The organism is Antiquaquibacter soli (assembly GCF_030580675.1).
GTDB classification, from domain to species: domain Bacteria; phylum Actinomycetota; class Actinomycetes; order Actinomycetales; family Microbacteriaceae; genus Rhodoglobus; species Rhodoglobus soli.
The window spans coordinates 276,416-289,618 of the sequence record NZ_JAUQUB010000001.1 but is presented as its reverse complement, the minus strand read 5'-3'; the positions used below and the strand labels follow the sequence as shown (position 1 = coordinate 289,618).

At 70.1% G+C, this 13,203-nt stretch carries 14 protein-coding genes and 1 tRNA gene; 6 read left to right on the top strand and 9 right to left on the bottom strand.

The window, feature by feature from the left end:
- Positions 1-21: 21 nt before the first annotated feature.
- Positions 22-435, top strand: coding sequence for a DUF1003 domain-containing protein (locus tag Q5716_RS01460; protein ID WP_305001314.1), 414 nt, complete (start codon positions 22-24; stop codon positions 433-435).
- Between the two features lie 235 nt (positions 436-670).
- Here the strand turns inward: Q5716_RS01460 and Q5716_RS01455 are convergent.
- Positions 671-752, bottom strand: a tRNA-Tyr gene (locus tag Q5716_RS01455).
- A gap of 115 nt (positions 753-867) precedes the next feature.
- Between Q5716_RS01455 and Q5716_RS01450 the strand changes: the two genes are divergently transcribed.
- A complete protein-coding gene (locus Q5716_RS01450; protein WP_305001313.1) occupies positions 868-1,881 on the top strand; it encodes a LacI family DNA-binding transcriptional regulator in 1,014 nt (337 codons plus the stop codon).
- On the opposite strand, the gene Q5716_RS01445 is transcribed toward Q5716_RS01450, so the two are convergent.
- Positions 1,878-2,639, bottom strand: coding sequence for a lysozyme family protein (locus Q5716_RS01445; RefSeq protein ID WP_305001312.1), 762 nt, complete (start codon positions 2,637-2,639; stop codon positions 1,878-1,880). The two genes, Q5716_RS01450 and Q5716_RS01445, sit on opposite strands and share 4 nt — an antisense overlap.
- A 268-nt stretch (positions 2,640-2,907) precedes the next feature.
- Between Q5716_RS01445 and Q5716_RS01440 the strand changes: the two genes are divergently transcribed.
- Both Q5716_RS01440 and cls read left to right on the top strand, forming a co-directional pair.
- Positions 2,908-3,396 (top strand): YajQ family cyclic di-GMP-binding protein, encoded by a 489-nt coding sequence (locus Q5716_RS01440; RefSeq protein ID WP_305001311.1) that lies wholly within the window; start codon positions 2,908-2,910, stop codon positions 3,394-3,396.
- Positions 3,393-4,880, top strand: a complete 1,488-nt coding sequence (cls, locus tag Q5716_RS01435; RefSeq protein WP_305001310.1) for a cardiolipin synthase — start codon at positions 3,393-3,395, stop codon at positions 4,878-4,880. The genes Q5716_RS01440 and cls overlap by 4 nt, the downstream gene beginning before the upstream one ends.
- Here cls and Q5716_RS01430 read toward each other — a convergent pair.
- The 4 genes from Q5716_RS01430 to ubiE all read right to left on the bottom strand — a co-directional run bounded on the left by Q5716_RS01430 (position 4,852) and on the right by ubiE (position 8,823).
- Entirely contained in the window at positions 4,852-5,520 is a 669-nt protein-coding gene (locus tag Q5716_RS01430) for a hypothetical protein (RefSeq protein WP_305001309.1), read from the bottom strand. The two genes, cls and Q5716_RS01430, sit on opposite strands and share 29 nt — an antisense overlap.
- A gap of 90 nt (positions 5,521-5,610) precedes the next feature.
- A complete protein-coding gene (locus Q5716_RS01425) occupies positions 5,611-6,966 on the bottom strand; it encodes an FAD-dependent oxidoreductase (protein WP_305001308.1) in 1,356 nt (451 codons plus the stop codon).
- The gene (locus Q5716_RS01420; protein ID WP_305001307.1) at positions 6,963-8,024 is read right to left on the bottom strand and encodes a polyprenyl synthetase family protein; all 1,062 of its coding nucleotides are present in this window, start codon (positions 8,022-8,024) and stop codon (positions 6,963-6,965) included. The genes Q5716_RS01425 and Q5716_RS01420 overlap by 4 nt, the downstream gene beginning before the upstream one ends.
- Before the next feature lie 25 nt (positions 8,025-8,049).
- Entirely contained in the window at positions 8,050-8,823 is a 774-nt protein-coding gene (gene ubiE, locus Q5716_RS01415) for a bifunctional demethylmenaquinone methyltransferase/2-methoxy-6-polyprenyl-1,4-benzoquinol methylase UbiE (protein WP_434056600.1), read from the bottom strand.
- Between the two features lie 65 nt (positions 8,824-8,888).
- Between ubiE and Q5716_RS01410 the strand changes: the two genes are divergently transcribed.
- Positions 8,889-10,049: an isochorismate synthase gene (locus Q5716_RS01410; RefSeq protein WP_434056599.1), complete on the top strand. Its 1,161-nt coding sequence runs from the start codon at positions 8,889-8,891 to the stop codon at positions 10,047-10,049.
- Positions 10,050-10,069: 20 nt separating this feature from the next.
- Here Q5716_RS01410 and Q5716_RS01405 read toward each other — a convergent pair whose 3' ends face one another.
- Genes Q5716_RS01405 through Q5716_RS01395 form a run of 3 tightly spaced genes read right to left on the bottom strand, consistent with a single transcriptional unit; the run spans position 10,070 to position 12,902 of the window.
- Positions 10,070-10,891, bottom strand: a complete 822-nt coding sequence (locus Q5716_RS01405) for a polyphosphate kinase 2 family protein (protein WP_305001304.1) — start codon at positions 10,889-10,891, stop codon at positions 10,070-10,072.
- Positions 10,892-10,900: 9 nt separating this feature from the next.
- Positions 10,901-12,592 carry a 2-succinyl-5-enolpyruvyl-6-hydroxy-3-cyclohexene-1-carboxylic-acid synthase gene (menD, locus tag Q5716_RS01400; protein ID WP_305001303.1) on the bottom strand — a complete coding sequence of 564 codons (1,692 nt, stop codon included), beginning with the start codon at positions 12,590-12,592 and terminating at the stop codon, positions 10,901-10,903.
- Positions 12,573-12,902 (bottom strand): PLD nuclease N-terminal domain-containing protein, encoded by a 330-nt coding sequence (locus tag Q5716_RS01395; RefSeq protein ID WP_305001302.1) that lies wholly within the window; start codon positions 12,900-12,902, stop codon positions 12,573-12,575. The genes menD and Q5716_RS01395 overlap by 20 nt, the downstream gene beginning before the upstream one ends.
- Positions 12,903-12,957: 55 nt before the next feature.
- Here Q5716_RS01395 and Q5716_RS01390 point away from each other — a divergent pair, with 55 nt between their 5' ends.
- Positions 12,958-13,200: a DUF4229 domain-containing protein gene (locus Q5716_RS01390; protein ID WP_305001301.1), complete on the top strand. Its 243-nt coding sequence runs from the start codon at positions 12,958-12,960 to the stop codon at positions 13,198-13,200.
- Positions 13,201-13,203: the final 3 nt, after the last annotated feature.

Sequence of the window (13,203 nt, the reverse complement as noted above, 5' to 3'; positions counted from 1 at the left end):
AGCGGGGCGTAGCATCCCGCCATGAGCACTCGACCTCTCTCGAACTGGCACACCGCCCACCGCGACTCCCTCAGCCGCGGGCAGCGCGCCGCCGACCGGCTGCGCAACGGCATGGGCTCGTGGACCTTCATCGGCCTCTTCGTCGCCTTCATGGCACTGTGGGCGATCGTCAACGCGAGCGGGATCGCGTGGGACCCCTACCCGTACATCCTGCTCAACCTGTTCCTGAGCATGATCGCGGGCCTGCAGGGGGCCATCCTTCTCATCGCCGCCAAGCGGCAGGATGCGATCGCCGCCGCCCTGGCGCAGCACGACTACGACACCAACCGCGCCGCCAAGAAGGAGCTCGAGGACCTCACCGAGATCTGCCGTCGCCAGCTGGAGCTCATCGAGGAGCTGCACGTGAAGCTGGGGTCGGGAGCCGCGTCGAAGTGACACGCACCGGGCACTCATGAGTAAAGCCCCGCACGCGGCGGGGCTTTACTCATGAGTGGCAAGTGAGGGATTCGACGCCCAACCGGTGCCGCCGCCGCATCGCGGTCACAGGCAGGGTGCGCGATTCTCGGACGGCGATGCGCCGGACTGCGCCGGTCGGGGCCCTGGGCGTTCGGCGCGACGCACTGGGCACTCATGAGTAAAGCCCCGCACGCGGCGGGGCTTTACTCATGAGTGGCAAGTGAGGGATTCGAACCCCCGAAGTTGAAAACGGCTGATTTACAGTCAGCTCCCTTTGGCCGCTTGGGTAACTTGCCAGGGCGCTTCCGACCACATGTATTCATCTGAGCGAACGCGCTGAACAAGGATACAAGACGCAACGGGCCGCTGCGACCACGGGCGCCGACGCGCCAGACACTACGATTGGGCCTCATGCCGGGAATCAACGAGGTAGCCCAGCTGGCCGGGGTATCCACGGCCACCGTCTCGCGCGCCCTGAGCGGCAACGGACACGTGTCGGAGGCGACGCGCGAGCGCGTCCACCGGGCGGCGCTCGAGCTCGGGTACGTCGTGTCGTCACACGCCTCGGCACTCGCGACCGGGCGGATGAAGAACGTCGGCGTGGTCATCCCGTTCCTCAACCGCTGGTTCTACGGGGCGGTTCTCGAGGGGGCGGAGAGCGCGCTGCTCAGCCACGGCTACGACCTGACCCTGTACAACCTGTCCGGAGGCGGCGACGAGCGGACGAGCGTCTTCGAGCACTTCCTCCTGCGCAAGCGAGTGGATGCGGTGATCGCCATCGCGCTCGAACTCACCGAGGGCGAGGTCGGCCGGCTGCACGAACTCGGCAAGCCGATCGTCGGCGTCGGCGGGTCCATCGAGGGCGTGCGCACGCTGTCCATCGACGACATCGCCGTGGCGCGGCTCGCGACCGAGCACCTCATCGCGCTCGGGCACCGCTCCATCGCCCACATCGGCGGCAACAGCGACTCCGAGATGGACTTCCACGTGCCGTCGAAGCGGCGGGTCGGCTACGAGGAGGCGCTCACGGCAGCGGGCATCCGGCCCGACCCCGACCTGTTCGAGGCCGCCGACTTCACACTGCAGGGCGGCTACGCGGCAGCCAAGCAGCTGCTCGGCAACCCGCGCAAGCGGCCCACGGCCGTGTTCGCGGCGTCGGACGAGATGGCGATCGGGACCATCCTCGCCGCGCGCGACCTCGGACTGCACGTCCCCGACGATGTGTCCGTGATCGGCGTCGACGACCACGAGTTCAGCGAGTTCTTCGGGCTCTCCACGATCGCGCAGTTCCCCGCACTGCAGGGCCGGATGGCCGTCGACCTCGTCATGGACCAGCTCAACCCGGGGCACCGTGGCAGCGACCCCAGCAACACGGCGCTGCCGTTCGAACTCATCGTTCGCTCGAGCACGACGCGACCGGGCTAGCCGCTCGTCTCGTCGTAGTACCGCTGCGCCGCCGTCGCGACCGTCTGCGCGTAGCTCGTCGCTGTGTTGTACGCGGCGACCCCCTCAGCCCAGCCCTGCTCCGTCGTGAACGACGTCGTCGCGTGGCACAGGTAGTTGGCGGCGGCGACCGCAGAGTCGTAGATGTTGTGCGGGTCGGGCACGAGGTCGCCGTTGCCGTCGCTCGGCCAGCTGCGCCACGTCTGCGGGATGAGCTGCATCGGCCCGATCGCGCGGTCGATGTCGGCCGTGCCGTCGAACTCGCCGCCGTCCGTGTCCGGGATGTGTGCGGTGTCGACGCCGTCGAGCGGAACCCCGAAGATCTCGGGCGACGCGTGGCCGTTGGCGTCGAACGACGCTCCGCCGTGCCGGCCGTGGTCGCTCTCGGTGTAGCCGATGCCGGCGAGGGTGTTCCAGCCGAGTCCGCAGCCGGGGAAGATCTCCTCCGCCCCGATCACGGCGGCGCCGTACGCCAGGACGGCTTCGCGCGGGATGCCCGTGGCGGCAGCCGTGGCATCCACCCACGCCGGGTCCACCACCCCGATGGCGCCCGGGCCCGTGGGTTCGGCGGCGAGCGCGGGCGGCGGTGCCTGGTCGGGATACGTCACGGCCGGGGCATCCGGCTCCGCAGCATCCGGCAGCACCTCTGGCACGCGGGGTACCAGCAGAACCGTCGCGAGCACCCCGGCGACGACCACCGCGCCCCCGGCGGCAGCGAACGGGACCCAGCGCGCGACCATGTACTCGTTCCTACCACGCGCGCCTGACCGGTTTCGGAGCCCGTCCCCACCTTCCGCGCGTTCGCCCCCTCTGCGCTTTCCGCACCTTCGCGCTTTCCGCACCTTCCGCGCGTTCCGCACCTTCCGAAACGACGGAGATCCCGACGCAGAGGTTCCTCCCGCCCAGTCCTGGCGTGCGGCGGGACCCCGATCTCCGTCGTTTCGGCATAGGGCGGGTACTGGCACCGGCGCAGGGGCGGGCGCGCCCCTCCCCCGCTACCATGGCCGCATGGCAGATTCCTCGTTCGATATCGTCAGCAAGGTCGACAAGATGGAGGCCGACAACGCGGTCAACCAGGCGCAGAAGGAGATCGCGCAGCGGTACGACTTCAAGGGCGTCGGCGCATCGGCCGAGTGGAGCGGCGAGAAGCTGCTGCTCAAAGCCAGCGCTGAGGAGCGCGTGAAGGCCGTGCTCGAGGTCGTCGAACAGAAGTTCATCAAGCGCGGCATCTCGCTTCGCGCCCTCGACGCCGGTGAGCCCTACGCGAGCGGCAAGGAGTACCGCATCGAGGTGTCGCTCAAGAACGGCATCTCGTCGGAGGACGCCAAGAAGATCTCGAAGATCATCCGCGACGAGGGCCCGAAGTCGGTGAAGTCGCAGATCCAGGGCGACGAGCTGCGCGTGCAGTCCAAGAGCCGCGACGACCTCCAGGCGACCATGGCGCTGCTGAAGGGCAAGGACCTCGACGTGGCGCTCCAGTTCGTGAACTTCCGGTGACCGTCGAGACCGCGGACCCGGCGACCGGCGTCCTCTCGCTGCTGCTCGCTTTCGCGCTCCTGGCGGGCGACATCACCATCCGGGTCCTCGCGGTCATCTACATCCCCCGCAACCGCCGTCCGCAGACGGCACTCGCGTGGCTGCTGGCGATCTTCTTCATCCCCTACGTCGGCATCATCCTGTTCCTGCTGCTCGGCAGCCACCGGCTTCCCAAGAAGCGGCGGCAGCGGCAATCGCAGATCAACAAGTACATCCTGGAGACCACGGACGGCATCGACCAGGTATCGAAGGACCACCCGCGCTGGCCGGCGTGGCTCGACCCGATCGTCGAACTCAACCGCAACCTCGGGGCGATGCCGCTCGTTGGCGGCAACAGCGCGACTCTGTATCCCGACTACGACCTCACGATCGCGGCGATGGCGCGCGCCGTCGACACCGCGAAGACGACGGTGCACGCGGAGTTCTACATCCTCGCCGCCGACCACACGACCGAGCCCTTCTTCGTCGCGCTCGAGCAGGCGATCGAGCGCGGCGTGACGGTGCGGGTGCTCCTCGACCACATCGCGAGCCTGCGGACGTCGGCGTACCGGCGCACGATCAAGCGGCTCACGCGCATGGGCGCGCTCTGGCACGTCATGCTGCCGGTGCAGCCCCTTCGGGGGAAGTGGCAGCGCCCCGACCTGCGCAACCACCGGAAGCTCCTCGTCGTCGACGGGGCGGTCGCCTTCACCGGCTCGCAGAACATGATCGACTCGAGCTACGACAAGAAGAGCAACCAGCGCCGGGGCCTGCACTGGAAGGACCTCATGGTCCGCTTCGAAGGGCCGATCGTTGCCGGCATCAACGCCCTCTTCGTGACCGACTGGTACAGCGAGACGGACGAGTTGCTGATTCGCGAGGTTCCGGATGCCACGCCCGTGCTCACCCGTGAGCCCCTGGATGCGCAGGTCGTGCCGTCGGGCCCGGGTTTCAAGGGCGAGAACAACCTGCGGCTGTTCAACTCGCTCGTGTACGCGGCGCAGCACAAGGTCATCATCACGAGCCCCTACTTCGTGCCGGATGACTCGATGCTCTACGCCATCACGACGGCAGCGCAGTCCGGCCTCGACGTGCAACTCTTCGTGTCGGAGATCGGCGACCAGTTCATGGTCTTCCACGCCCAGCGCAGCTACTACGAGGAGCTGCTGCGCGCGGGGGTGCGCATCTTCCTCTACCCGAAGCCGACGGTGCTGCACTCGAAGCATTTCACGATCGACGACGACGTCGCCGTGATCGGCTCGAGCAACATGGACATGCGCTCGTTCAGCCTCAACCTCGAGATCTCGGTGATGGTGCGCAGCCGTGACTTCGTCGACGACCTCCGCGAGGTGGAGCAGAGCTACCGCGAGGTGAGCCACGAGCTCACCCTCGACGAGTGGCTCGCGCGGTCGCGCGCGGCCGCGACGCTCGACAACGTCATGCGGTTGACTGCCGCCGTGCAGTAGCGCGGGACATCCCGCTCGGTCGCCGAGTGATCGCCTGCTGGGCCTCCGCGACGGCTTCGGCCGCGTAGCGGCGCTGCTCCTCGGAGCCGTGCTCGGCGGCAGCCGCGGCGGCGAGCTCGAACTCGGCGAGCGCAGCATCCAGGTCGCCCTCGTCGAAGAGGGTCCAGCCCCGGTTGTTGTGCAGCCCGACGAGCCAGCGGCGGGTGCGGGCATCCTGCGACGCCTCGACGAGGTGGATGCCCCGCTCGGTCCACTCGCCCGAGCGAGAGGTGTCCGCGATCGCGAGCATGTGTGCTGCATCCACCGCCAGGTAGTCCTCTCCTTCGGCGATCGCGAGCTCGAGGGCGTCCTCGAAGTAGGGCACCGCGTCGCCGGGCGACCCGGCCGAGTTGAGCAGCCTGCCGCGCTCGAGGGCCGCGCGCACCCGCACGACCGGTTCATCGGGCAGGTCGTCGAGGATGCCCTCCGCCTCGGCTCGACGCCCGGCGAGGCCGAGCGCCCGCGCCAGCTGGGTGGCGAGTTCGGCGGCGGCGATCGGACCCACGGCGGTGGACTCGGCGCGGAAGCGCTCGGCCGAGGCATCCGGGTCGTCGAAGTCCCACAGCTCGGCGAGCCGTGCGGGGTCGAGTCGATCGGTCATGCCTGAATCAGACCACACAGCGCGAGTGTTCCGAAAGTGCCGCTTCAGACGCCTCGGAGGCGGCCATATCGGAACACTCGGCGCAGAGAGCTAGGACTTGTTCGAGACCCGCACCATCTCGTCGCGCGCCACGACCTTGATGCGCGCGCGACCCTCGGGCTCACCGAGCGCGATCTCGTGCTCGTCGAGGTTGTGCCAGCCGTCGAGGTTCGTGAACTCGACACCGCGGCTGCGCAGCAGCTCGACGACGGCCTCCTCCTCGGGATGCTCGGGGCTCCACCAGTTCGCCTGGTCGTTGATCACGTGCCGAACGGTCTCCATGGCGTCGGACTTCGTGTGGCCGATGAGCCCCACCGGTCCGCGCTTGATCCAGCCGGTCGCGTAGACGCCGTTGACGGGCTCGTCCGCGTCATCCAGCACCTGGCCCTCGCGGTTCGGGATGACTCCGCGCCGCTCGTCGAACGGGATGCCGTCGAGTGGCGAGCCGAAGTACCCCACCGCCCGGTACAGCGACTGCACCTCGACCTCGCGGATCTCGCCCGTGCCGCGCACGCCGCCCTCGCCATCCGGCTCGGTGCGCTCGTACCGGAACGCCGCGACCGAACCGTCGGCGCCGGCGACGACCTCCACGGGCTTGGCGAAGAAGTGCAGGTGCAGGCGACGGGATGCCCCGGTCTGCGGCTCATCCCGCCACTTCCGGAAGATCCGGTCGATGACCATGATCTGCTTGTTGGTCTCGATGGCGAGCTTCGAGGCCTCGTCGTACTCGAAGTCCTCCTCGTAGACGACCATGTCGACGTCGTCGAGCTCGCCGAGCTCGCGCAGCTCGAGCGGAGTGAACTTCACCTGCATCGGGCCGCGGCGGCCGAACACGTGGACATCGGTGACCGGGGATGCCTTGAGCCCCTCGTACACGTTCGCGGGGATCTCAGTGGGCAGCAGGTCGTCCGCGTGCTTCGCGAGGATGCGGGCGACGTCGAGCGCGACGTTGCCGTTGCCGATCACGGCGGTCGAGGTGGCGGTGAGCGGCCACTCGCGCGGGAAGTCGGGATGCCCGTCGTACCAGCTCACGAAGTCGGCGGCGCCATAGCTGCCGGGGAGGTCGATTCCGGGGATATCGAGCGGAGCATCCCGGATCGCTCCCGTCGAGAAGATGACGGCGTTGTAGTGGTCCTTCAGGTCGGCGAGCGTGATGTCGCGGCCATAGAGCACGTTGCCGAAGAGGCGGATCTGACCGGTGTCGAGCACTTCGCGCAGCGCCGTGATGATGCCCTTGATGCGCGGATGATCCGGCGCGACACCGTAGCGGACGAGGCCGTAGGGCGCGGGGAGCTGCTCGAACAGGTCGATCGACACGTCGAACTGCTTCTCGGCCTTGAGGAGGATGTCGGCGGCGTAGATGCCGGCCGGCCCCGCACCGACGATGGCCAGGCGTAGTTTGCTCATTTACTTCTTTCCACGATGGTCTCGGCGAACTTGGTGAGGGCCTTCTTCACGGGGCCCTCCGGCAGCGGCGCGAGGGCGGCGACGGCGGAGTCCGACCAGCGGCGCGCCTCCTCGAGCGTCTGCTGGGTCACGGGGTGGGCTCGCAGCTCGGCGATCGCCGCCGTCAGGTCGGCCTCGTCGATCTCGCCGGCGAACGAGGTCGTGTCGAGTTCGATGCGGCGCAGCAGGCCTGCTGCCTCCGGGTCGGTCTCGGCCGCGCGCCGCAGGTACAGCAGCGGCAGAGTGGCGACGCCGGCGCGCAGGTCCGTGCCCGGCGTCTTGCCCGTGTCCGCGCCGGAGCCGGCGAGGTCGATGACGTCATCGATGAGCTGGAACGCGATGCCGATCCGCTCGCCGAACGCCGCGACCGCCGGGCGGTACTCCTCGGGGGCGTTGGAGAAGATGACGCCGACCTGCGCCGCCGCGGAGATGAGTGAGCCGGTCTTGTCGGCGAGCACCTGCAGGTAGTGCTCGATGGGGTCGTCGTCGACGCGCGGACCGATGGTCTCGTGCAGCTGCCCGAGGCACAGCCGCTCGAAGGTCTCCGCCTGCAGGGCAAGAGCGCGGTCGCCGAGGGTCGAGCCGATGCGGCTCGCTCGGGCGAAGAGCAGGTCGCCGGTGAGTATCGCCACCGAGTTGCCCCACACGTTCTGTGCGGTGGGAACCCCGCGACGCATCTCCGCCTCGTCCATGACGTCGTCGTGATACAGGGATGCCACGTGGGTGATCTCGATCGACTGGGCCGCCGCAATCACGTCGTCGTTGTTGCCCTCGCCCAGCTGAGCGGCGAGCAGGGTGAGCACGGGGCGCACGCGCTTGCCGCCCGCCTCCAGGAGGTAGCGGCTCGTGACATCCGCGATCTCGTCGGCGAACGACATGGCCTCGAGCAGCCCGGCCTCCACGCGCTCGAGCCCCTCCTCGATCGCCTCGGCGAAGCGGCGCTCGTCGCTCGAGGCGAAGAGCTTCTCACCCAGCCCGAGTGACGAGCTCAGGGTGTTGCTGCGGCGTGCAGGGGTCACTTCGGGCCGGCTCTCTCTGGTGGTGCTACTCGACCGTCGGCGCAGCCGCCGGGGTCGAGGTGGTCTTCGTGCGGGTAGCCGCGCCCTTGCGCTTGGCGACGGAGGCGAGCACCGTCGCATCCACGGGCTTGCGACCACGGTGCAGCGCGACGACGCCGCCCGTGAGGTTGCGGTATGCGACGCGGATGAATCCTGCCCCGCGGATCCACTGGCTGAGCTCCCCCTGATCGGGCCACTCACGGATCGACTCGGCGAGGTAGGTGTAGGCCTCGGGGTTGGAGCTAGCCCGGTCGGCGACGATCGGCAGCACGTACTTGAGGTAGGCGTGGTAGCCGGCGCGAAGGATGGCGACGGGGGGCTTCGAGAACTCGCACACCACGAGGCGGCCACCGGGCTTGAGCACGCGGTACATCTCGCTGAGCGCCCGCTTCGGATCGTTCACGTTCCGCAGCCCGAAGCTGATGGTGACGGCGTCGAACTCGTCGTCGCCGAACGGCAGCTTCTCCGCGTCGGCTTCGATGAACTCGATCTTCTTGTGCCGACGCCGCCCCTCGGCGATCATGCCGGGCGAGAAGTCGACGGCGACGACGCGGGCTCCCGTGCGCGCGAGGGCGGCGGAGCTCGTGCCGGTACCCGCCGCGACATCCAGGATCCGCTCCCCGGCGACGGGGGCGACGGCGCGCACCGTGGCGGCCCGCCACAGGATGTCGTTGCCGCCCGAGAGCACCGTATTGGTGCGGTCGTACCGGCGGGCCACGCCGTCGAACATGCCCGAGACGTCGCTCGCCTGCTTGTTCATATCCGCTCTGGCCACGGATCCAAGTCTAGGCGGTCTCACTGAGGGGGTTCGGAGCCGGGAGTACGCTGGATTCCGTGAAACTGCCGGTGCTCGAGGTGCGCACCGTCGCACTCGACGACGCCGGCGAACTGCTCGAGTGGACGTCGCCGGATGCCCCCCTCGCGTTCCTCCGCCGCGGCGACGGGATCGTCGGGCTCGGAGAGGCGGTGCGGGTGCCCGCCGCGTCGTGGACGGCCCTCGCCGATGCCGCGCTCGTCGACGATTCGGTCGGGATGCCGGGCTCCGGCCTCGTCGCGTTCGGTTCGTTCCCCTTCCGCCGCGACCGCCCCCAGGAGCTCGTCGTGCCGGCCGTCGTTGTCGGCCGCCGCGACGGCCGGTCGTGGGTCACCACGGTCGGGGCCGCCGCCGCCGAGCGCACCCCCCTCGGTGCCGCGCCGACGGCCGAGCTCTCGCCCGGCGCCGTAACCGCGGCCGCGTATCGCGATGCCGTCGCCGCCGCTACCCGGGCGATCGCGGCGGGGCGCGCGAGCAAGGTCGTGCTGGCGCGGGACCTCGGCGGGAGCATCCCGCCCGACTCCGACCGCCGCGCGACGCTCGCCCGCCTGGCCGCCGCCTACCCCGACACGTGGGCGTTCGCCGTCGACGGGATGCTCGGCGCGAGCCCCGAGACGCTCGTGCGGGTCTCGCGCGGCGAGGTCACCGCGCGCGTGCTCGCAGGCACGGCCGCGCCCGCCCTCGACGACGCCGCGCCGCTCTCGAGTGCGAAGAACCGTTCCGAGCACGAGTTCGCGGTGCGCTCGGTACTCGAGACGATCGCGCCGCTCGCCGCCGACGTCTCGCACACCGACCCGTTCATCCTCACCCTGCCGAACCTCCGCCACCTCGCCACCGACGTTCGCGGCGCCCTCGCGCCGGGTCGCTCGGTGCTCGACCTCGTCGCGGCCCTGCATCCCACCGCCGCCGTCGGCGGCACCCCGACGGATGCCGCACTCGAGCTCATCGCCGAGCTCGAGCCGCTCGACCGCGACCGCTATGCCGGTCCCGTCGGCTGGGTGGACGCCGCTGGCGACGGCGAGTGGGCGATCGCCTTGCGCTGCGCGCGCATCACCCCCGACGGCGCGGTCACCGCGTGGGCGGGCGCGGGCATCGTCGCCGACAGCGATCCCGACGCGGAGCTCGCCGAGACGGGTCTGAAGCTGCGCCCGGTGATCGACGCACTGAGCTGATCGACGCGCTCAGTTGAACGTCAGGTCGCCGCGAGCCGCTTCTTCTCCGCCTCGACGTCGTAGTCCGCGGTGGGCCACTGCGGGTTCAGCTCGCGCAGGGCATCCAGCAGCAGCGACTGCACCGCCCAGCGGGCGTACCACTTGCGGTCGGCGGGCACCACGAACCACGGTGCCTGGGGCGTCGAGGTGCGGGTGAGGGCGATCTGGTACGCCTGCTGGTACGCCGGCCAGAGCATCCGCTCGTCGACGTCGCCGGGGTTGTACTTCCAGTGCTTGTCGGGGCGTTCGAGCCGCTCGGTCAGGCGTGCCTTCTGCTCGTCCTTCGAGATGTGCAGCATCACCTTGATGACTCGCGTGCCGGATGCCACGAGCTCGCGCTCGAAGTCGGTGATGATGCCGTACCGCTCCTCGATCTGCTCGGGCGTGGAGAATCCGCGAACCCGGTGGATGAGCACGTCCTCGTAGTGGGAGCGATCGAAGACGCCGATGATGCCGGGCGGTGGCAGCTCCCGGCGGACGCGCCACAGGAAGTCGTGCCGCTTCTCCTCCTCGGTCGGCGCCTTGAACGCGTGGATCGTGACTCCCTGCGGGTCGACCCCGCCGACGACGTGGCGGATGATCCCGCCCTTGCCCGCCGTATCCATGGCCTGCAGCACGAGCAGCACGCTGCGGGTGCCGCCGAACTTCGACTCGGCCCACAGCCGCTCCTGCAGGGAGCCGAGCTCGTCGTGATTCGCCTCGAGCTGTGCCTCGGCATCTGCGCGGTCGGCGACCCCGGGTGTGGACTTCGGGTCGACGTCCGCGAGGACGAATCCCTCGCCGACCGGCTCCAGTGCGCTCATGCGCCCACGTTACCGACGCGGCAGCGGAACCTCCACGATCGTCGGCCCGGACGACGCCGTGAGCGCTTGGTCAAGCTGGCCGCGGGTGTCGGCGCGGCGGTACTCCCAGCCGTAGGCGGCGGCGAGCGCCTCGATCGGGGCGTGCTGCGGCGTGTACAGCACCCGCTCGAACCCAGGCCCCGCGGACTCCGCCACCTCGAGCGCGTCGAAGATCGTGCCGCCCCCGTCGTTGCCGACCACGACCTGGATGCGCGGCCGCACCTCCCCCTCGCCGAAGAGCAGCGCGCCCACGTCGTGCAGGAACGTCAGGTCGCCCACGAGCGCACGCGTCGTGCCGCGATCGGTGCTCGACAGGGCGATGCCGAGCGCGGTCGAGATGGTGCCGTCGATGCCGGCGAGCCCGCGGTTGGCGTGCACGGTGATGCGCTTGCCGGGCAGCACCTTGTCGGCCTCGCGGATGAGCCGGGATGCCCCGAGCACGAGCCGGTCGTGCGGCCACGTCGCGCGCCACACCGCCTCGACGAGCGTGCGGCGGGTCACCTCGGCGCGCACGGCGGCGAGCTCCGACTTCGCGTGGGCTCCGGCATCCGCCTCGATATCCGGTGCCGTGTCGACGTCGCCGATGAGGGCTCGGGATGCACTCACCCAGCGACCGGCCCACGAGGGTGGCTCCGGCTCGCCGACGACGGTGACGGCGTCCACGAAGCGGACCACCCGGTGCCCCGGGTTGTAGTCCTCCGCGGAGCCGTGGCGCACGACGATCGTCTCGACGCCGTCGCGCTGGATGAGGGCGGGCACCTCGCGGCTGAGGGTGGGGTGGCCGAAGACGATCACGCGGGAGATGCGGTCGCCGAAGTTCGCCGCGTGCAGCAGCTCGCGGTACGCGACGACGAGGTGGGGGCCGTAGTGGGCGCCGCTCGTGACCTCGGCGAGCAGAGGGGCACCGAGCTCGCGCGCGACCTCCTCGGCGCGAGGACCCGCGAGGGTGCCCGCGACGACGACGGTGCCGGGGACGGAGTGGAGAGCGTAAGCCTCGGGGGCGTTGGCTTCGAGGGTCTCAAGGGACGGGACCACCTCAGGGAACGCAGTCGGCGCCGGCAGGGTGTCGGCGATCGAGGTGGTGACCGGCGCCGGGGCATCCGGAAGCGCGAACGGCGATGAGAGAGGTTCGGCGAACGCGAGGTTGAGGTGCACGGGGCCGGTCGCCGCGGCGACGGCATCCCGGGCGAGGACGGCCGCGGCATCCGTCTCCCCCGGCTGTCCGGTCGGGGGCGCGACGTCCCACGTCCGGCGCACGGCGGAGCCGAAGATGCCCGGTTGCTCGGTGGTCTGGTTCGAGCCGATGCCGCGGAGCGAGTCCGGGCGGTCGGCCGTGATGACGATGAGCGGGACGCCCGAGTGGTGCGCCTCGAGCACCGCCGGGTGCAGGTTGGCGACGGCCGTTCCGGAGGTGGTGATGAGGATGACCGGAGCCCGAGTCTCGACGGCGATACCGAGCGCGAGGAACCCGCCCACGCGCTCGTCGATGCGAACCCGCAGCCGGAGGCGTCCGACCCGCTCGAACTCCGCCGCCGCGAGTGCGAGCGCCTGCGAGCGCGAGCCGGGGCCGAGCACGACGTCGCGCACGCCCAGGCGCACGAACTCCTCCAGCAGGGCCACGGCGAAGGTCGTGGCCGGCGCCTCAGTCCTTGGGGTTGTCATCGTCGAGGTCGGCGAGCTCCTGCTCGAGCCGACGGATGCGCTCGTCCTGGTCCTCCTGGAGCCGGAGGTTGCGCAGGAACGCGGGGTCGTCGTCCGGGGCCACCACGCGGCGCTCCGGCTTGCCGCCACCCCACGAGCGGCCGACGATGAACCACAGGAGGGCGCCGACGAACGGCACCGCGAGGATGATGACGATCCACACGGCCTTCGGGAAGGCGCGAACCCGCGACCGGTCGATGATGACGACGTCGACGATCGCGAAGACGTCGAGCACGAGTGCCACGACGCCGAAGACCAGCAATCGTCCCATGGGGCCATTTTAGGCGTCCAGGCTGCATGGACCCTGCGCGCCTACACTGGGGGGCGTGAAACCCTGGGTGGCCTACAGCCTGCTCCGCGTCGGACTCTTCGCGGCGGCGTTCGCCGTGCTCATGCTCCTCGGCATCGAGTGGTGGCTGTCGGCGATCCTCGCCGCCGTCATCGGCCTGTGCGTGTCGTACATCTTCTTCGGCCGGCTGCGGGAGCGCGTCGCGCTCGACATCGCTCAGCGGCGGGATGCCCCCGCCCGCGACGTCGACGCCGAGGTGGAGGACGTGCGGGAGGGGTGACCG

Bases quoted from the DNA above. Each gene is read 5' to 3' on its own strand.
- Q5716_RS01450 (WP_305001313.1), top strand. From the start codon at position 868: ATGCCGGGAATCAACGAGGTAGCCCAGCTGGCCGGGGTATCCACGGCC.
- Q5716_RS01395 (WP_305001302.1), bottom strand. From the start codon at position 12,902: ATGGGACGATTGCTGGTCTTCGGCGTCGTGGCACTCGTGCTCGACGTC.
- Q5716_RS01430 (WP_305001309.1), bottom strand. From the start codon at position 5,520: ATGACCGATCGACTCGACCCCGCACGGCTCGCCGAGCTGTGGGACTTC.
- Q5716_RS01405 (WP_305001304.1), bottom strand. From the start codon at position 10,891: ATGAGCGCACTGGAGCCGGTCGGCGAGGGATTCGTCCTCGCGGACGTC.
- Q5716_RS01460 (WP_305001314.1), top strand. From the start codon at position 22: ATGAGCACTCGACCTCTCTCGAACTGGCACACCGCCCACCGCGACTCC.
- menD (WP_305001303.1), bottom strand. From the start codon at position 12,592: ATGACAACCCCAAGGACTGAGGCGCCGGCCACGACCTTCGCCGTGGCC.
- Q5716_RS01440 (WP_305001311.1), top strand. From the start codon at position 2,908: ATGGCAGATTCCTCGTTCGATATCGTCAGCAAGGTCGACAAGATGGAG.
- Q5716_RS01445 (WP_305001312.1), bottom strand. From the start codon at position 2,639: ATGGTCGCGCGCTGGGTCCCGTTCGCTGCCGCCGGGGGCGCGGTGGTC.
- Q5716_RS01425 (WP_305001308.1), bottom strand. From the start codon at position 6,966: ATGAGCAAACTACGCCTGGCCATCGTCGGTGCGGGGCCGGCCGGCATC.
- ubiE (WP_434056600.1), bottom strand. From the start codon at position 8,823: ATGAACAAGCAGGCGAGCGACGTCTCGGGCATGTTCGACGGCGTGGCC.